Here is a 17,756-nt window from a genome sequence, read left to right as displayed (position 1 = left end):
AAATTAAATTTCAAAATCTAAAGTGTTGTAATCTGGAATGTCCTTTAAAAAATCATACTTTTCTGTTTCAAAATTCATAACACAATAATAATGGTTTAGACCATTAGTAACCATTAAAAAGGAAGCTTTTAAAGCTAAGTTATAACGCGCAACTTGGTCAAAAGTATCTTGGCTAATTTTAATTTTTGGAGCTTTACACTCTACAATTAGATGAATACTACCATTTGGGTTAAATACTACAATATCGTAACGTTTTTTTAAATCGTTGATTTTAAGTTCTTTTTCTACGTTAATAAGAGATTTTGGGTATCCTTTTACTTCTATTAAGTAATGCACACAATGTTGTCTAACCCATTCTTCGGGTTGTAGAATCACAAATTTTTTACGAATTGCATCGAATATAGAAACTTTATTTTCGCTATTTTTGAAACGGAACGAAAACTTTGGAAAATTGAGTGCTTGCATGAAAGCAAAATATAATTTTTTCAAAGGTAAACTTCAACAAGTAAATACCAAATTACTAACACTTTTAATTTGTTTCTATTTTGGTATATAATATAAATTAAACGTTTGGCTAAGCGTAATCGAAGCCATAATAACTGTTATTACAAGCATTTTGACTGTGCTTAATGTGATAACAAAAATTAGTTTTTCTTTGGACGAAGTAAAAAAAATAGTTACAGACATTAGAAACAAAAATCTTGCACCTATTTATTTGCTAATGGGAGAAGAGGCTTATTATATTGATAAAATTTCAGATTTTATACAAGATAATGTATTAGCCGAAGAAGAGAAAGGTTTCAACCAAATGGTTTTGTATGGTCGCGATGTAACAATAGAAGATATTGTAGGTAATGCAAAGCGTTTTCCTATGATGGCAGATAAGCAAGTGGTTATAGTAAAAGAGGCTCAAGATTTGTCTAGGACTATAGATAAACTATCGGAATATGCTAAAAATCCACAACCTTCTACTGTTTTGGTTTTATGCTATAAATATAAAAGTATAGATAAACGAAAAGCCGTTTATAAGACTATAAAAAAATCTGGTGTGGTGTTCGAAAGTAAGAAGTTGTACGATAACCAAGTGCCAGATTGGATTAGACGTACATTATCTACAAAAAGCTATAAAATTTCACCAAAAGCATCACAAATGCTAGTAGAGTTTTTGGGTACAGATTTAAGTAAAATTAATAATGAGTTAGAAAAACTTCAAATTATTTTACCAGAAGGAACGGAGATTACACCAATACATATTGAAGAAAATATAGGAATAAGTAAAGATTATAATAATTTTGAATTACGAAAAGCCATAGGTTCAAGAAATGATGCCAAAGCTTTTAAAATTGTTACTTATTTTGGCGATAATCCTAAAGATAATCCAATGGTAGTAACGGTTTCCTTATTATTTAATTTCTTTTCTCAATTACTGCAATTGCATGGTATGAATGATAAATCGCCAAGAAGTGTTGCGGCTGCACTGCGTGTAAACCCATATTTTGTTACCGAATATTTAGATGCGGCACGTAATTTTCCAATGCGAAAAGTAAGTGGTATTATAGCTATTTTAAGAGAGTTCGATGTAAAGGGTAAAGGTGTAAATGCTAATGCTATACCGCAAAAAGATTTATTGCAAGAGTTACTAGTTAGAATCTTAAATTGAAAACTATGAAAAAAATTATTATTCTATTATTTGTATTATTAAATCATTTTGTTGAAGCACAAAATATTAAAATTGAGAATGATATCGCTTATGTCGATGGAATAGAATATGTTAACATTAAAAAAAGCAAAAAAAATAAGTATAAAATTTCAAGCATACAATCACAAGAAAAATTATTTGTGATAAAAATTATCACGCCATATAATGTTTTTACTAAAAGGAAGCATTTTTTACCTCAATTAAGATGGATTGAAAAAAAGAAAACTATTGGTTTTGAAGTTGATGATATTAAAAATTCAATTGATGCTGTGAAATTTCTTTATCAGTTTAAATTTATTACAAAAGAAGGAAAGGTCAACGAAATTGAATTACAGAAATATATTTATTCATGAAACAATTACTCAGTATCTTATTAACTATTGGTCTTTTCTCCTGCAAATCAACCCAAACACTTCCAGATCCCTTGCAAGCTGGTTGGGAAGGTGAAAAAGTTTGCGAAGTATTAAACGAAACAAAAAAACAACGCATTTTAAAATGTACTTTTCCTCCAGGTGTTGGTCACGAGAAACATTATCATAAACCACATTTTGGTTATACTTTAGCAGGAAGTACTTTTCAAATTACAGATAAAAACGGTACACGTACAGTGCCAGTGGCAACAGGTGTTACTTGGAGTAAAACAGAGCTAAGCGAGCATAATGTTTTAAATGTAGGAGATAGTACTTCTGTATATTTAATAATAGAAGAGAAATAATTTCATAAATTTATTAACACTTTAGTGTTTCTTTTAACACTTTGGTTTCTTCCTTTAACACTTCATATTAAAGTGACGTTAAACCATTTCAAATATTCTTTAAACACATCTATTTATGGTAATTTAGTGGAAAGAAATTACTAATCTTAAAACACTAAAAATGGAAAATTTAAATAGAAAGACAGTTGCAATTTTAGCAACCAATGGATTTGAGGAAAGCGAATTAAGAGAACCAAAAAAAGCTTTAGAAGAAGCAGGAGCAGATGTGCATATTGTTTCTCTTGAAAAAGGAGAAATTAAGTCTTGGGCAGATGGAAACTGGAGTAATACTTATAAAGTTGATAAAACTTTAGATGAAGTTTCGCAAAGCGATTACAATGCATTAATGTTGCCTGGAGGAGTTATTAATCCAGATTTATTAAGAAGAGAAGAAAAAGCAGTAAGCTTTGTAAAATCATTTTTCGAAAACCATAAACCTGTAGGCGCAATTTGTCATGCACCATGGTTATTAGCAGAGGCTGGAGTATTAGAAGGTAGAAAAGTAACAAGTTTTAATTCTATTAAAACGGATATTGAGAATGCTGGTGCTAAATGGTACGATACAGATGTTGTATGCGATCATGGTTTAGTAACAAGTAGAAATCCAGACGATTTACCAGCATTTAATGCTAAATTAGTAGAGGAAGTCTATGAAGGTAAGCATGAAGAACAATTAGCATAACAAAATTGAATAATCAAATTTTAAAAAGTAATCCAGTTTAACGGATTACTTTTTTTTTAATTTTAAAACTAAGTAATGAGAATTTTTATGAAAAGCCAAATATTACTTTTAGTAATAATACTAACATCATGTAATAGCACAAAAAACGGAAATTATACTTTAGATAGTGTTGACTCTAAAAACACATTAAAGTGGCCTAGTGTTTATAGTGGTACATTGCCTTGCGCAGATTGTCCAGGTATAGAAACAGAACTTATTTTAAATCAAGACGAAACTTATCAACTAAGCACTGTTTATTTAGAAAAATCTAAAGATGTTTTTAAAGAAACCGGAACATTTAGTTGGAATGCTAATGGTAATATAATTACTCTTAATATAGATGGTAAACCATCACCAGATCATCAATATATGATTATGGAAAGTAAGATTATGAAATTAGATAATAAAGGGAATGTGATTTCTGGTGCATTAAAAGAAAATTATATTTTATCAAAAAAAATGAATAATAACGTAGTTTTAAATGAAGGAGAATACATTTATTGGGTAAACTCAGTAAAAGTAGAGTGTAGTGGAGTTGGTAAAATGAGCTGTATGCAAGTTCAAAAAAACAAAATTTTAAATTCTAAAGATTGGAAGTTATTTTATAGTTCAATTAAAGGATTTAATTTTGAAGCAGGTTACATTTATAAATTAATTGTTAAAGAAATTAAACGCGCTAAAAATCAAGTTCCAGCAGATGCCTCATCAATTAATTATGAATTAGTAAAAGTATTAGAAAAAATAAAGGATAATAAAATGAGACTTCATGATATTTGGGCATTACAAGCTGTAAACGGAAAAGAGATTAATGTTAAAAACTATAATCAACGTCCTAATTTGGAAATTAATTTAACATCTAATCGCGTTATGGGAAATGACGGTTGTAACAATTTTTCCGGAGAAATTAAACAAGTAGATAGTAAGAGTTTATCTTTTAAGCCATTAATAGGTACAAAAAAAGCCTGTTTTAATATGAAGTTTTCTAACGAGATAAGCAATATTCTTAATAATGTAGAGACATATAATATAAATAACCTTACATTATCTCTATATAATAAAGAGGGTAAAGAGGTATTACGTTATAAAAAAGTAGATTAATTTTTTATTCTTTTAAATAATTGATAAAGCAACTTTAAACAGTTGCTTTTTTGTTTTGCATTTTTATAGTTTTAAAGGTTGATTTTGTAGTTTACAAATTATAACTTCGTTTAAAATAAATACCTATAAATGAATTGGATAATACTAGTTATAGCTGGCTTATTTGAGGTTGCTTTTGCTGCTTGTTTAGGCAAGGCAAAAGAAGCAACAGGAACAGAGGTAACATATTGGTATGTTGGTTTTTTAGTATGTTTATCTATAAGTATGTTTTTACTTTTTAAAGCTACTCAAGAGCTGCCAATAGGCACAACTTATGCAGTTTGGACAGGAATTGGAGCTATAGGAACCGTGCTTTTAGGTATTTTTGTTTTTAAGGAACCAGCTAGTTTTTGGCGTTTGTTTTTTCTATCTACGCTAATTATTTCTATTGTTGGTTTAAAAATTGTATCTCATTAAAGAATGATATAACATAGTCTTTTTGTTACATGTCTTCTAATTCTAAATTAAAGTCGTATTGTAAATCTTCATGAAGTTTTAAAACTTTTTTAGTTATAGCTTCTATGTTGCGATTGTAAATATTAGTAAGTGTAGTATTTCTTGAAATTGAAGGTTTCATAGCCTTTAACTTTTTGCAAAAATAAAGTAGTAACTCTACTTCAGTTTCTTTGTTTAATGAATACCTGATGTATTTTTTAGTATTTCTTAAAATTTTACGCACGCTTTTTTTTATGTAAAAAAAGCTATTGGTGTTAATAAGTTCAAACTGCTCATCAATTTCAGATTTTACGGTTTCAATATAACCAGCTTCATTATCTGCTTCAAATAATAAATATGTTAATAATTCTTTGTTTTCCTTTTTAAAACGTGATAAACGCAAGCAGAGTTCGGCAAGCTCTTCATTGCTTTTGTGTTTTAATTCTTTTCTTATGGTAACCACCGATACTGCTTTCATTTTAAAAAATGTATTTTGTGTCTTTGTAAAAAACGTATTTTTATCCTAACTTAATTATTTATTTAAAAATGTAATATAACACTTAAAATTTTCACAATTAAAAATCCTTTAACAGTTATAAAATTTTTATCTTATTATCTTATGTATGCTAATTTTTAGCTTAAAATAAATATTAACCAAAATAAAATGATATGCCATTTATAACAAATAAAAAGAGTGAAGAACAAGTAGATATATTTTATGAAGACTACGGAAAAGGACAGCCTGTAATTTTAATTCATGGTTGGCCGCTAAGTAGAAAATCTTGGGAACACCAAGTTTGGAAAATTGTAGAAGCTGGGTATCGTTGTATTTCTTACGATAGACGTGGTTTTGGTATTTCGTCTGCACCTTGGGATGGATATGATTATTCATCTTTAGCGAGTGATTTAGATGCAATTATTAATGAACTAAAACTTGAAAATGCAATAATTGTTGGATTCTCTATGGGTGGAGGAGAAGTAGTACGTTACTTAACAGATTATGGAGATAGTAAAATTGCTAAAGCAGTTTTAATTTCTAGTATTGTTCCTTTAGTTAAAAAGAAAGAAGATAATCCAGATGGCGTTCCAGAATCGGCTTTAAAGGATATTCAAAATGCCTTAGAAAACGACCGTGTTGGATTTTTAAAAGAGTTCCATAAAGGATTTTATAATTTTGATGAAAACAAAAAAGCAGACCGTATTAGTGAAGCTGTTTTAGATTACGATTTTATTGTAGCTTCTCACGCTTCACCAAGAGCTACTATTCAAGCAGCGCTATCATGGATGCATACAGATTTTAGACCGGAATTAAAAAATATTAATGTACCAACATTAATTGTACATGGAGATGCCGATGCCACTGTACCAATTGAAACTTCTTCTGAACAAGCAGCAAAAGGAATTAAAAATTCAACTTACGAAATAATTAAAGGAGGACCACACGGTTTAAATATAACACACAAAGAAGAATTGAATGAGATTTTAATGAAATTTTTAAAATCTTAAAAAAATAATATAAACTATAAAAAAACGTCTGCAATTGCAGACGTTTTTTTATAGTTTAATATGTACACCGTTTTCGAGTTCTGAGGCGGTTGGTACTTCAAAAAAGGTCTCCATAAACTCAAAATCTTCATTTCTAACTTCAAACTCATAAGTACTACCTTTTTCTGTGTTACGTTTAATTACACGCTTTTTCCTTATGTCTATAGAAATATCAAGGTAATGTAATTTGTAGTTAATTTTATTATTTAAGGCAAATAACCTAAATTTTTCTCTATGAGAAAATTTAGAAAATCCTAAATCTAAAATAGAATCTATACCGTTGTGTTCTAATTGTAAAATGTAATGCTGTATTAATTTTTCGCTTCTATCAATACGTTCTAGCATCCATTCTAAACCATCCTTATTTGTTTTATCTGGCATAAATAATATATTATTCCATTTATCTATAGAGAAAATAACACCTTGGTTTTCTTCACGTAAATTATTAGAATAAGTAGTTTTTCCAGAACCTGTACTGCCAACTATAAGATGTATCATTACAATGTTTTATTGTTTATAGTGTTCGTGTATTTTTAGTTTTACTCTAAAGAGTCTAATAACTCCTATAATTAATATAATAGGAGACATAACGGTTAATATAATACCTAAAGATTTAATTTCGTTTAAAAAATCTAGCTTAAGTATAGATATTCCAAAACCTAAAAACACTACAAAAGTTCTAAAATAAGCTAGAAAAGTACGTTCGTTAGCTAATTTTGTGCGTTCTATTGCTAGCCAATCTCTAGTACTTAAATCAATTTCATTACTCATAATATTATCCTTTTAATAAATTTACGCTTACAGTTGCTAATTCATTATTTGGAAATTTATGAAAATGATTAGCGTCTGGTTTTAATCCTGCTTCTATTGCTATTTTAGTAAATACATCTACTTCTAATATGTATTGATCACTATAACCATGTGTTGCATCGTATGCAGTTGCGGGAGTTTTACTTATATTTTTACCAGTTAATTCTGGATTAATGGTGTGTAGTTCTATAATTAATAGCCCAAACTTTTCTACATAAGGTTTCCATTTTTGCAAATGTTCTAATAAAGAATCTTCAACTAAATTGTTATTAATACGTTTTCCTTTAAAAGCAAAAGCTCCAGAAGAGTTGCTTACACGTTTTGTTATTTTTTTAGGTGCTTGCCAAATACGATTATGGTCTAAAAAAGTACGAACGTTAAGTAAATCTTTTAATTCTATATTATAATCTTCATGTAGATCTTTTGCTAATAAATCTGGTCTTCCTATGTCTCCCCAAATTACTTTTGCCCAAATATCGGCTTTTATTAAGTTGGCTCTTGTTACTTTTAAAGCAGCTTTATTAAAATCTGCTCCAACTAATAATAATGGATATTCTTCAAGATTTTTACCACGTAATGTTTGGTTTTCTATAACATCGAATATATGTTGAATAAAAGCACCATTACCGCAACCCATATCTAAAATCCCTTTTGGTTGCTCGTCTATTGGTTTGTTAAATAATTTTATAATAACCTGATCAATTACTTTAAAATAGGTGGAGTGTGCACCACCGCTTCCCCAAACATTCATTTCTCTATGTACATGTTTTTCGGTTTCACCTTCTTTAGATTTTAAAACTAAAGGATTACCAAAAAGTAACTCGTCTAATTGTAAAAATGTAGGTAGATAGGATACTGTTACACCGTAAGCTGATGCGCGTTTTGCATAAAATAAACCTCTATCTGTAAATTGGTAATTTCCTTTTTTCTTTTTAAACCAACCTAAATCACTTAAAAAATCTAATATTTTTTTAAAACTTTCCGGATCCTTATGGTATTCTTCTGCAGAAAAAGAAGCTTCCATGAAATATTTATGAAATAATCCATTTACGCCTAACATAACGGCTATTGGAGCTACAAGACATCCTTCGATATGTTTTAAAACTTGATATTCTATAGAGTCTTCTTTAATGTTTTCTAAACCATAATTGTTGCCGTATTTTTTAAAAACACGTTCTAAAATTATAAAAGCATCGCTTCCTATATGTCTGTCTTCTGGAAAACGAACAGCATAGTTTAATACATTTACAACATCTTCATATAAATAAGCGAGAGCAAATGCTGTTTTACTTTTTGCGTTAGTTGTATAGGTAACAGTGTTATGTTTATTATCTATTTTTTGTACTAACCAATCTTGTGAGCATAAAACTCTAAGTGCTACATTTAAATAACCGCTATTAGCGTTAAATTGATTAGCAAGATTTGATAGCTTAATAGATTTATTTTTTATTAAAAAGTCTAATACTCCTTTTTTATGCAAAGCGTAAGCAGTAGTTGCAGTAGCAATACCATCAAGATGTCTAAAAATAGTACCGCGAAGTTGTACTTTATCTTTTTTTGTTAGCATTTTTTATATATTAAACTTAAAATGAAATATTAGTGTAGTTTTTTTAGGGATTTGGGAAGGTTCGTTTACGGTTTTGTATAAGATTAGTTGCGTGGTTTAAGCAACTAATTTAGCAAATAAAAACCTAATAGAAAATCCACTAGGATTTTCGTAAGTAAGATCGAACCAAGCAATTAATTTTATACATTGTTGTAGCCAGTTATTTTTTTTATTTATTCTGTCTGTAATATGCAAAAAAAGCTTTTATAAGTATGAATGGAAAGATAATAATAACTGAACCCCAAAGGTTGCTTGGTGTAAATATGTCGGGAAAACTACGTATAACAAAAAACATTAATAAAGCACCAAGTATAATTGAAATATGGAGTATTAGCATATTAGGTGTAAATATTCCAAAAATAACTATTACTGCTTGTTGTGTTCTGTGAAGTAGTATGCGTTCTATAGTTGCAAAAATTACGTTAAGTACAAAAAAGGTATTTTTAAAAAACAATATTTCCATATTCATTAATGCAATTTCCTCATTTTTCCAGCTGGAAATAAAACCAAAAAAGACTACAATAAACACAAAATATATTCCCATTGGGAAAAGCGAAGGTAATATAGAGGTGTTTTTAGAAAATCCTAATAAAGCATTTGAGTTACTTTTATAAAATAGGCGATCAATAATAATGCGCAATAATTCATTGCACCAAAAAAAATATAGAATATAAAATATGGTGGTTTTCCCTTTTAAAATGGAAAGTATTGTAAAGAGTGTGAAAACCAAAAAATCCCATCGAGCATAGTGTTTTATATGTTTTTCAATAATGGAATGCATTGTTAAGGTTAGTTTAAGAATTGATTTTTAGTTTTCTTCGTTTAAGCATATATCGTATAAATAGTATGATTAAAATAGTAATTATAATACATGGAAGATACATTACAAAATAGATTAATAGTATTGGTAAAAAACCATCAACTGTAGGTTTTACGCTATAAGGGTTGCCTAACTTTATGGCTTTATACTCAATGTTATTTTTAGGTAAAGCACTTAAATCATTTATAGATAGGTATAAACAGTTAGCTTTAGAAAGTTTATTTTTAAATAAAAAATCGTCTTCTTTATTATGATAGCTAATAACTAGATTGTCTTTTGGGGTAGGCGAAAAGTTGTGTTTTTTACCACTAAATAATTTATATTTTTCGCTGTATTTAAAATTGAAACCTGTAGAAATTCCGTTTATATCTGTTGGCCGCAATCCATCCATTAACTGTACATAAAAAGCTGCGTTTTCGATTGGTGACTGCCATACACTACCACTTTCTAACAGATAAATAAACGCATTTTTGTTATCAACATTGTAACCCTTTCTTACTTGCGCATTACTGGTGTTTACTATAAAATATACTTCAACAATTTGTATTTCATTAGGATTAAATGTCATTTCCCATACTTTCCAATTGTCGCTAAATGGTATAGGGTTTTTATCGTTATTATTAAGCTCTGGGTAAGATTGTTTAAATAGTCGTAACCAGTTGCCTTTGGCTTTTATTTTAAATTCATTTAATGAATCTATACTAACCTGGTTTAAGGTTGTTTCTCCGCCATCATAAATACCATTTACAGGATACCCCATTTTAAACTGTAAGCGGTCTTTTGTGGTATTGCGAAACCAGTAGATACCTTTTACAACCGCAAAGCCTTTGTACAATTGAATGTAAATTTGCTCTTGCTTCATTTGCACTTTTTTAAAGCTAAGAGAATCTTCAGGATAAAGCATTGTAAATACTGTTCCACCTGCATTCCAAACACCTGGTTGAGCTGCATTGCTATATAGCTTATTACTTAAAAAAAATATAAGTACTATGTTTAATGTTATTTTGACAAACACCGTTTTCATAAATTTTCTAAATATTGTGTACCTTCATTAATACTAACACCTACTAAGTTTTTAAGAAAAGTTGCTTTGTGTAATTCTATAATAGCGTTTGTCTTTAGTTTCTTGTATATTTTTTCAGAAACATCAATACTTTCAATATTGGTTATCACTCTAAATTTAGTTGAGCTAGTATTAGAAGTCATGGTTAATTTATCGGTTACTTGTACCGTAGTTATGTTTTTTAGCCTTCCGTTTCTGTTAAATTTAGCATAGTTGTTAATTAAGATAAGTAGTTTAATTGAAGTATAAATAAAGGCGATTATTACCGGAATTAAAAAGATGAATATTCCTTGCCAAAGTGTAAACAATAAAATGCTGTAAATAGCCATGTAAATTAAGGCTTGTCTTACTTTTTTTAAAAATATTTTTTTTACTAAATCAATGTCACTTTGGCGCATTGGCTTGGTAATGCTTTTACTTTTAAAAGAAGCAGAATAAGACGTGTTGGTAGTACTAGTAACAGGATTTTGATTTTTTTCTAATATGGTAAAAGCTAAAACTTCTTTGTTTTTAGGACTAGACTCTAAATATACTTTATCGTTTACGTTTATTTTTGCATATTTTGAATAAGGCACGCTGTGTTCGTTGTTATCAATAGTTATATAATAGTAGGTTCTGCTAGACTTGTGTCTTGTATTTGTGCCCATTCTGTTATTATAACTTCTTGATTTAGTAGTGTGTTTATCTACACGCTTATCGGTAACAACACCTGTAAAACAGTGCTTAATACCACGTTTTAAATCGATATAGGTATTCCAGAATACATAAGAAAAAATACCAGCAAAGAATAACAGAAATATTGAAAACATAATTATAGGAATCCCGCTGAAATTGTCTGGTTTTATAACAAAAAAATAAATGAAAGAAAATATAGCACTTGCAACACCTAAGAACAAAGCAGCAAATAAGTACTGTTTTCTAAGTTTATTTCTGTCTTGAGAGGATAGTGGTTTTATTTCAAAATTGGTAGAGGTCATTTTAGAAGTGTTAAGGGATATTTATATAGGTAATATCTTCTTTAAGTTCTGAAAATATGTTTTTATCGAAAGCTGTACTACCTACAATAGTATTATTTTTAAATGTTGTTTTGTAAAAACTAAGGTTAGAAATAGTTTTAGTTTTTATATCAACTATTGCTTCGGCATACTTTATTTTATTGCCTGAAGCATCTTTTTTATACTTGTAAATTTTTATTTCGAAAGGGATTACTTTGTCTAAATTTTTATCGTAAAACTGCCAAGTTTGGTTACAATGCTTTTGTAAATTGAACGGAAGATTGTCTTTAGGCGCTTCTTTATTAAATCGTTGTATACCTCTATCTAGTTTGCTTTTAATACGCTCGTCGTCTATAAGCTCAAAACCAATGTATACGTTTTCATTATAGATATGTGCTTTGTAATGACTTTTTGGTGCTGTGTAAGAGAAAATTTCTTTATCTTCTAAATAAAAGTGATTGGAAATAACATTTGTTTTGTCAGCTTCTTTCTTAGAGTATACTTTTTTAAACAAATGCCCTTTTTGGGTATAGTGATGTGTGATGACAGTTTCATCTATAGTACTGCTAATTTTGCGAAGCATATTGTCTTTATATTCGTATTTTACGGTATTGGTATTTCCGTTATTTAAACGAATTTGTTCATTGCTTAGATGACCATTGTTATCATAGGTGTAGTAATGCTTTTTATTTAGGGTAGAATTACTAAACTTCCCAGTTTTTTTGTGTAATCTTCCCTTTTTATACGTGTTTTTTTCTTTTTTCCAAGACTTGTTTTGCTTATTTCGGTACTCATAGCTTTCCATAGCACCTTCATTGTTAAAGCTGTAGCTACTAATTTCTAACGCCACTACACTGTCATTTTCAACATTGTAGGTGGTAATTTCAACTTGATTGGTGTTTAGTTCAAATCCATAATCCTTAACATTTATTTGTGGTAAGGATTGCCCCATTGCATTTAAGCTTAAAAATAAGCTAGCTGAAAGGATTTTAATTTTTAGGCACATATTGTTCTTTTAATTTATATTTACTAGAGAACCTTTTAGACTCTTCTCTCATGAAAGTTCGTTCTTCATTACTTAATTCGGTTAAAATTTTGCTCGTATTCACCCTTGCATAAGGGTTTGGTAAGTATAATAAATATCTATGAGCGACTACTTTATCTAATTGAAATAGGTGTTTAATAAATAATGCGTGTAGTTTATTTAATTTATCAATGCTCATTTTTTGTGTAAAATTATTATGTTGTTTAACTACAATTTTCTTAAACTCAGAATTACTTTTGTAGTATAAGCTTATTAATGAATTTGCTGAGTTTAGCATAGCTTCTTCTGCTTGTTTTGAAGCAGTACTGTTATTTGTTGTAGTGGCTGCGGATGTATGTCCATTGGCATAATCTATAACCAATTTTCCGCTTTTGAACTCCCCGTAGCTTTTAGTGTTTGTTTTTTTATCTAGTTTTACACCAAGTCCTGTAATAAATCCATTGTATGCAAAGGCACCTTTATAGACAAATGAACTGGTAAAAAATTGACCTGTATAATTTATTTTGCCACTTTCGTCCCAATCGCCCATATAACTATTGCCGTTAGTCCACATATAAGTGCCAGCTTTGTATGGCTTACCGTTTTTAAACAATCCCTCATAAACATCACCTTGATCATAGGTAATAGATCCATATCCATTGGTACAATTACCGAGACAATTTCCGCTAGACTTGCCGTTAGAAAAGTCGGTTAAAAGATTGGTTACCAATTTTCCCTCGTTATAGATACCAGCTTCAATAGTTTCTCCATTTTTTACAAAATATCCATAACCGTGTTGTTTTGTATCTTTCCAATGGCCATAATAGTGTAAGTTGTTCTGTTTCCAATGGTAAATGCCATAACCATCGCGTTGACCTTCAAGGTAATTACCTCTATAAGTGTCGCCATTAGCGTAAACAAACTCTCCGTAACCGTTAAGTTTTCCATTTTTAAAAAAACCCTCTATTTTGGCACCGCTTTCATAAGTATATGTTCCGTAACCATCTGCACAATTTCCTGAAGTGCACGAAGTGGTTGATGATTTGTTTTGTGATGTATTTGAATTTGTATTTGATGTGCTTGAAATCTTATCAACTGCAGCATTAAAATAACGGCCTTTATTAAAATCTTCAGCAATGCTCGAACTAAAATTACTTAACACATAAGTTGGCGTATTATTAATGCTTAACACATAATCTTTGGTTCCTTGTATAAAACCAGCCACTTTAAAACCACTTATGTTTTTACCTTTTACATACAAAGAGCTGTTTTTGTGGTCTTTAGAAGGGATGTACCATACCTCGCTACCAGGCGTTGCAATGGCAAATACTGGGAATGCTGTGGTTTGGTTATGGACTTTTTGCAATGCATTTTTTGCTACATAAGCCTCTTGCTCATTACTGATTAATACGTGATTAAATACTCTATTATAGTTCCAGCTGCTTGATGTTTTATAACTGTTTAAACCTTCTTTAATTAAGCGTGTTTTTGTACCATTAATTATAAGAATGTTTTTTTCGCCTCGTATAAGTTGTTTATGTTTAATTGTGGTGTTAGTAGGTATGGTTTCATCATAAGCATTTGGTGCAATGTAATATGAGCTTGTTAATGGATTGTAAAAGATATAATCATTTTTTAGTTTGTTATAAAGCGGAATGGTAACAAGTTTGTCGTTTATATAAATGTATGGTAGTTCTCTACCAGTTAGGTTAATAGCACCTGTACTTCTTTTAATTTTTATATTGCTTGCAAAATTATTCAACTCGTTGCTATAAATAATGACTTGATGAAAAGGATCTTGTGTTGGTTTTCCATTGGCGTCTGTATACAATCGTTTTGTCCAATTTCCTTGTGCATCAAACTCATAGGAGTAGTTAATTTCATTTTTTATAATTGTTTTTTCTCTTTTAACAATTAAACCATTCTTATAATGTGCTTTGCTTTTATGAATTAATTTTCCGTCAGTAGAGTAAGTATTGTTTAATACTATAACAATATCACCTTGTTTGTCGTAGCTATAGGTTTCTGTTTTATTACTATAGGTCGCTTTGGTTAGTCGATTATTGTTATCATATTCATACAATATACCGCCTGAATTGACTAAATTCCCCTTGCTATCGTACTTGTATTGCGTTGTTCCTAAAGTTGGCGACTTATAAGAAATTACTCTGTTGTACTGGTCTTTGGTGACATATTCTTCCGAATCGAAAAATATTCGATTTCCTTGTGCATCGTAATAGTCATAATTATGTTGGAACACATCACCTTTAAGGTTGGTTTTGTTGAGGTTGCATCCCTGTGGAATAGGGTTAACAGGTGCATTTATCCAATCGACATTTTGTGCAAATGCTGATGAGAATATACTTATTAATGTTATTATTAAAATACTTTTACGCTTCATAAACTTTTAGTTTTGGTTGGCAATTTATAATAGCTATGTGATTTGAGAAATACGACAGATTACGTATTTTTTTGTTTATATAAATGAAATTCTTTTTGGTTAAGTTTCAGAATAGATAACGGTTTTGTTAAATTAGCTACAATGTTCAAGATATGGTTCCGTTTCAATGAACTATATCGTTCGTAAACGAAGTTAACTTATTTTTTTTACAAAGTAAAGAAAACCAGGCCTTCAAGAGCGTTGTTTAATTTATAATATAAAAAAAAGCGCTTACTAGAAGGTAAACGCTTTAGACTCATTATTTTTTATGCTAAAAATTATCTTAGTTTAGGATAATCATTAGGGTTGCTTTCATGCATAACAGCATAAATGGCTTCGTAAATATCTTCGGCAGATGGTTTAGAGAAGTAGTCTCCATCTGTACCGTAAGCAGGTCTATGTGCCTTTGCTGTAAGTGTTTTTGGCGCCGCATCTAAATACTGGTAACCGTTTTGTTTATTTAATACTTCGTCTAATAAATAAGCCGATGCACCTCCAGGAACATCTTCGTCTATAATCATTAAACGGTTTGTTTTTGCTAAACTTTTTACCACATCGTGGTTGATATCGAAAGGTAGTAATGATTGTGCATCAATAACTTCGGCATCTATTCCGACTTGAAGTAATTCTTTAGCTACTTCTTGAACAATTCTAAAAGTAGAGCCATAAGATAATAATGTAATATCACTTCCTTCTTTTGTAACTTCTACAACACCAATAGGTGTTTTAAATTCTCCAAAATTTGTAGGTTTTTTTTCTTTTAAACGGTAGCCATTTAAGCATTCTACTACTAAAGCAGGCTCATCACTTTCTAGTAATGTGTTGTAAAAACCAGCAGCTTTAGTCATATTTCTAGGTACTAAAACATGTATACCTCGAATTAGATTTAATATACCACCCATTTGTGAGCCAGAATGCCAAATACCTTCTAATCTATGTCCACGAGTTCTTACAATTAATGGTGCTTTTTGTCGACCTTTTGTTCTATAATGCACAGTTGCAAGATCGTCGCTCATTATTTGTAAGGCGTACATTAAATAATCTAAATATTGAATTTCTGCAATAGGTCTTAATCCACGCATTGCCATACCAATACCTTGGCCTAAAATAGTAGCTTCGCGTATTCCAGCATCTGCAACACGTAATTCGCCATATTTTTCTTGTAAGCCTTCTAAACCTTGGTTAACGTCTCCAATATTTCCAGCATCTTCACCAAAAATTAATGATTGCGGATATTTATTGAATATAGCATCAAAATTATCTCTTAATACCACACGGCCGTCCACTTCTTCGTTACTACCTTTATATATAGGTTTAACTTCTTTTATGTTTTTTGCAGCAGAAGGTGTTTCATTTTGTAAATGAGAACTGTATTTAGGTTGAATAGTATTAAAATAAGTATCTATCCACTGTATTAATTGTGTTTTAGCTGGCGAGTTTTCTGATACTAAATATCTTAAAACACGTCTTGAGGCAGAAGCAACATCTTTTCTAGATGGTTCTGCAATAGCTAACATATCGTTATTTATTTTTTCAATAAATACTTTATTCGAGCTAGATGCTGCTGCTTGAGATATAATTTTAGAAATTTGATTTCTTTCGTTTAAAATAGGATTTAAATAAGCGTTCCAAGCTGCTTTTTTACCTTCTCTAACCGCTTTTTTAATAGATTTTTCTATAGCTATTAACTCTTCATCTGTAGATATTCCTGTTTCAATCATCCAATTACGTAATTGAAGATTACAGTCCATTTTTGCTTCCCAATTTAAACGTTCTTTATCTTTATAACGCTCGTGAGAACCAGATGTAGAATGTCCTTGAGGTTGTGTTAATTCGTTAACGTGAATTAAAACAGGTACGTGTTCTGTTCTTGCAATTCTAGCTGCTTCTTGATAAGTCTCAATTAAAGCTACATAATCCCAACCTTTAACTCTTAAAATTTCGTAACCTTTGGCTTCGTTATCACGTTGGAAACCACTTAATATTTCAGAAATATTTTCTTTTGTAGTTTGATGTTTTGCATGTACAGAAATACCGTATTCGTCGTCCCAAACACTAATTACCATTGGTACTTGTAATACACCTGCAGCATTTATGGTTTCGAAAAACAAACCTTCACTTGTACTAGCATTACCTATAGTTCCCCAAGCAACTTCATTACCTTTAACAGAAAATTTATTTGTATTTATACCTTTTACATTTCTGTATATTTTAGATGCTTGTGCTAAGCCTAAAAGTCTTGGCATTTGTCCTGCTGTAGGAGAAATGTCTGAACTTGAATTTTTTTGCTTAGTAAGGTCGTTCCATTGTCCATTTTCATCTAAACTAAATGTAGAAAAGTGACCACCCATTTGGCGACCTCCAGACATTGGTTCTAAAGTTAAATCTGTATTTGCATATAAACCGGCAAAAAAAGTTTGAATGTCTAATTCTCCAATAGCCATCATAAAAGTTTGATCTCTATAATATCCAGATCTAAAATCACCATTAGCAAAAGCTTTTGCCCATGCTAATTGTGGTACTTCTTTACCGTCGCCAAAAATTCCAAATTTGGCTTTACCAGTTAAAACTTCACGACGACCAAGTAGGCTACATTCTCGACTTGTTACAGCAACTTTATAATCTTCTAAGACTTGAGATTTAAAATCGTTAAAGGATAACTCTTTTTTTAAGTCGGAATTTGTATTCATAGTTTATGGTTTTTTGC

At 30.0% G+C, this 17,756-nt stretch carries 18 protein-coding genes; 7 read left to right on the top strand and 11 right to left on the bottom strand.

Features of this window, described 5'->3' with window-relative positions:
• Nucleotides 1–3: 3 nt before the first annotated feature.
• A complete protein-coding gene (locus CLV86_RS02525; RefSeq protein WP_076732938.1) occupies nucleotides 4–465 on the bottom strand; it encodes a type I restriction enzyme HsdR N-terminal domain-containing protein in 462 nt (153 codons plus the stop codon).
• 190 nt (nucleotides 466–655) lie between these two features.
• On the opposite strand from CLV86_RS02525, the gene holA reads away from it, so the two are divergent.
• From holA to CLV86_RS02495, 6 genes are all read left to right on the top strand, one after another.
• Nucleotides 656–1,660: a DNA polymerase III subunit delta gene (gene holA, locus CLV86_RS02520; RefSeq protein WP_121049419.1), complete on the top strand. Its 1,005-nt coding sequence runs from the start codon at nucleotides 656–658 to the stop codon at nucleotides 1,658–1,660.
• Between the two features lie 5 nt (nucleotides 1,661–1,665).
• Nucleotides 1,666–2,052: a hypothetical protein gene (locus CLV86_RS02515; RefSeq protein ID WP_147427011.1), complete on the top strand. Its 387-nt coding sequence runs from the start codon at nucleotides 1,666–1,668 to the stop codon at nucleotides 2,050–2,052.
• Nucleotides 2,049–2,414 (top strand): cupin domain-containing protein, encoded by a 366-nt coding sequence (locus tag CLV86_RS02510; RefSeq protein ID WP_121049285.1) that lies wholly within the window; start codon nucleotides 2,049–2,051, stop codon nucleotides 2,412–2,414. The genes CLV86_RS02515 and CLV86_RS02510 overlap by 4 nt, the downstream gene beginning before the upstream one ends.
• A 160-nt stretch (nucleotides 2,415–2,574) precedes the next feature.
• The gene (locus CLV86_RS02505) at nucleotides 2,575–3,135 is read left to right on the top strand and encodes a type 1 glutamine amidotransferase domain-containing protein (RefSeq protein WP_076732942.1); all 561 of its coding nucleotides are present in this window, start codon (nucleotides 2,575–2,577) and stop codon (nucleotides 3,133–3,135) included.
• A gap of 87 nt (nucleotides 3,136–3,222) precedes the next feature.
• Entirely contained in the window at nucleotides 3,223–4,272 is a 1,050-nt protein-coding gene (locus tag CLV86_RS02500; RefSeq protein ID WP_170148505.1) for a DUF4377 domain-containing protein, read from the top strand.
• 129 nt (nucleotides 4,273–4,401) lie between these two features.
• Nucleotides 4,402–4,728, top strand: coding sequence for a DMT family transporter (locus tag CLV86_RS02495; RefSeq protein WP_121049279.1), 327 nt, complete (start codon nucleotides 4,402–4,404; stop codon nucleotides 4,726–4,728).
• A gap of 25 nt (nucleotides 4,729–4,753) precedes the next feature.
• Here the strand turns inward: CLV86_RS02495 and CLV86_RS02490 are convergent, their stop codons facing one another.
• On the bottom strand, nucleotides 4,754–5,224 hold the full coding sequence (locus CLV86_RS02490; protein WP_121049276.1) for a hypothetical protein: 471 nt from the start codon (nucleotides 5,222–5,224) through the stop codon (nucleotides 4,754–4,756).
• Between the two features lie 191 nt (nucleotides 5,225–5,415).
• Here CLV86_RS02490 and CLV86_RS02485 point away from each other — a divergent pair, with 191 nt between their 5' ends.
• The gene (locus CLV86_RS02485) at nucleotides 5,416–6,252 is read left to right on the top strand and encodes an alpha/beta fold hydrolase (RefSeq protein ID WP_121049273.1); all 837 of its coding nucleotides are present in this window, start codon (nucleotides 5,416–5,418) and stop codon (nucleotides 6,250–6,252) included.
• 48 nt (nucleotides 6,253–6,300) lie between these two features.
• Here the strand turns inward: CLV86_RS02485 and CLV86_RS02480 are convergent, their stop codons facing one another.
• The 9 genes from CLV86_RS02480 to CLV86_RS02440 form a co-directional block, all read right to left on the bottom strand.
• Nucleotides 6,301–6,789, bottom strand: a complete 489-nt coding sequence (locus CLV86_RS02480; RefSeq protein WP_121049269.1) for a P-loop nucleotide/nucleoside kinase family protein — start codon at nucleotides 6,787–6,789, stop codon at nucleotides 6,301–6,303.
• A 9-nt stretch (nucleotides 6,790–6,798) separates the two neighbouring features.
• Nucleotides 6,799–7,062, bottom strand: a complete 264-nt coding sequence (locus tag CLV86_RS02475) for a DUF202 domain-containing protein (RefSeq protein WP_076732953.1) — start codon at nucleotides 7,060–7,062, stop codon at nucleotides 6,799–6,801.
• A 4-nt stretch (nucleotides 7,063–7,066) separates the two neighbouring features.
• The gene (locus CLV86_RS02470; protein ID WP_121049267.1) at nucleotides 7,067–8,668 is read right to left on the bottom strand and encodes a class I SAM-dependent methyltransferase; all 1,602 of its coding nucleotides are present in this window, start codon (nucleotides 8,666–8,668) and stop codon (nucleotides 7,067–7,069) included.
• A 208-nt stretch (nucleotides 8,669–8,876) separates the two neighbouring features.
• Nucleotides 8,877–9,347: a hypothetical protein gene (locus CLV86_RS02465; protein WP_121049264.1), complete on the bottom strand. Its 471-nt coding sequence runs from the start codon at nucleotides 9,345–9,347 to the stop codon at nucleotides 8,877–8,879.
• Between the two features lie 154 nt (nucleotides 9,348–9,501).
• On the bottom strand, nucleotides 9,502–10,551 hold the full coding sequence (locus CLV86_RS02460; protein WP_121049261.1) for a hypothetical protein: 1,050 nt from the start codon (nucleotides 10,549–10,551) through the stop codon (nucleotides 9,502–9,504).
• Complete coding sequence (locus CLV86_RS02455) at nucleotides 10,548–11,567, bottom strand: hypothetical protein (RefSeq protein ID WP_121049258.1); 1,020 nt, start codon at nucleotides 11,565–11,567, stop codon at nucleotides 10,548–10,550. The genes CLV86_RS02460 and CLV86_RS02455 overlap by 4 nt, the downstream gene beginning before the upstream one ends.
• 10 nt (nucleotides 11,568–11,577) lie before the next feature.
• Nucleotides 11,578–12,537: a hypothetical protein gene (locus tag CLV86_RS02450; protein WP_147427010.1), complete on the bottom strand. Its 960-nt coding sequence runs from the start codon at nucleotides 12,535–12,537 to the stop codon at nucleotides 11,578–11,580.
• Nucleotides 12,538–12,574: 37 nt separating this feature from the next.
• Nucleotides 12,575–15,010: an MORN repeat-containing protein gene (locus CLV86_RS02445; protein WP_121049251.1), complete on the bottom strand. Its 2,436-nt coding sequence runs from the start codon at nucleotides 15,008–15,010 to the stop codon at nucleotides 12,575–12,577.
• A 317-nt stretch (nucleotides 15,011–15,327) separates the two neighbouring features.
• Complete coding sequence (locus CLV86_RS02440; RefSeq protein WP_121049248.1) at nucleotides 15,328–17,739, bottom strand: alpha-ketoacid dehydrogenase subunit alpha/beta; 2,412 nt, start codon at nucleotides 17,737–17,739, stop codon at nucleotides 15,328–15,330.
• Nucleotides 17,740–17,756 lie beyond the last annotated feature (17 nt).

This window comes from Lacinutrix venerupis, from assembly GCF_003663945.1.
In the GTDB taxonomy this organism is placed as follows: Bacteria; Bacteroidota; Bacteroidia; order Flavobacteriales; family Flavobacteriaceae; genus Lacinutrix; species Lacinutrix venerupis.
The sequence above is the reverse complement of the archived record's forward strand: the minus strand, read 5'-3'. Positions and strand labels throughout refer to the sequence as shown.

What these genes read in the sequence shown, in the direction of transcription:
- CLV86_RS02525 (WP_076732938.1), bottom strand. Translation starts at nt 465, where the DNA reads ATGCAAGCACTCAATTTTCCAAAGTTTTCGTTCCGTTTCAAAAATAGC.
- CLV86_RS02515 (WP_147427011.1), top strand. Translation starts at nt 1,666, where the DNA reads ATGAAAAAAATTATTATTCTATTATTTGTATTATTAAATCATTTTGTT.
- CLV86_RS02510 (WP_121049285.1), top strand. Translation starts at nt 2,049, where the DNA reads ATGAAACAATTACTCAGTATCTTATTAACTATTGGTCTTTTCTCCTGC.
- CLV86_RS02505 (WP_076732942.1), top strand. Translation starts at nt 2,575, where the DNA reads ATGGAAAATTTAAATAGAAAGACAGTTGCAATTTTAGCAACCAATGGA.
- CLV86_RS02500 (WP_170148505.1), top strand. Translation starts at nt 3,223, where the DNA reads ATGAAAAGCCAAATATTACTTTTAGTAATAATACTAACATCATGTAAT.
- CLV86_RS02495 (WP_121049279.1), top strand. Translation starts at nt 4,402, where the DNA reads ATGAATTGGATAATACTAGTTATAGCTGGCTTATTTGAGGTTGCTTTT.
- CLV86_RS02490 (WP_121049276.1), bottom strand. Translation starts at nt 5,224, where the DNA reads ATGAAAGCAGTATCGGTGGTTACCATAAGAAAAGAATTAAAACACAAA.
- CLV86_RS02485 (WP_121049273.1), top strand. Translation starts at nt 5,416, where the DNA reads ATGCCATTTATAACAAATAAAAAGAGTGAAGAACAAGTAGATATATTT.
- CLV86_RS02480 (WP_121049269.1), bottom strand. Translation starts at nt 6,789, where the DNA reads ATGATACATCTTATAGTTGGCAGTACAGGTTCTGGAAAAACTACTTAT.
- CLV86_RS02475 (WP_076732953.1), bottom strand. Translation starts at nt 7,062, where the DNA reads ATGAGTAATGAAATTGATTTAAGTACTAGAGATTGGCTAGCAATAGAA.
- CLV86_RS02470 (WP_121049267.1), bottom strand. Translation starts at nt 8,668, where the DNA reads ATGCTAACAAAAAAAGATAAAGTACAACTTCGCGGTACTATTTTTAGA.
- CLV86_RS02460 (WP_121049261.1), bottom strand. Translation starts at nt 10,551, where the DNA reads ATGAAAACGGTGTTTGTCAAAATAACATTAAACATAGTACTTATATTT.
- CLV86_RS02455 (WP_121049258.1), bottom strand. Translation starts at nt 11,567, where the DNA reads ATGACCTCTACCAATTTTGAAATAAAACCACTATCCTCTCAAGACAGA.
- CLV86_RS02450 (WP_147427010.1), bottom strand. Translation starts at nt 12,537, where the DNA reads ATGGGGCAATCCTTACCACAAATAAATGTTAAGGATTATGGATTTGAA.
- CLV86_RS02445 (WP_121049251.1), bottom strand. Translation starts at nt 15,010, where the DNA reads ATGAAGCGTAAAAGTATTTTAATAATAACATTAATAAGTATATTCTCA.
- CLV86_RS02440 (WP_121049248.1), bottom strand. Translation starts at nt 17,739, where the DNA reads ATGAATACAAATTCCGACTTAAAAAAAGAGTTATCCTTTAACGATTTT.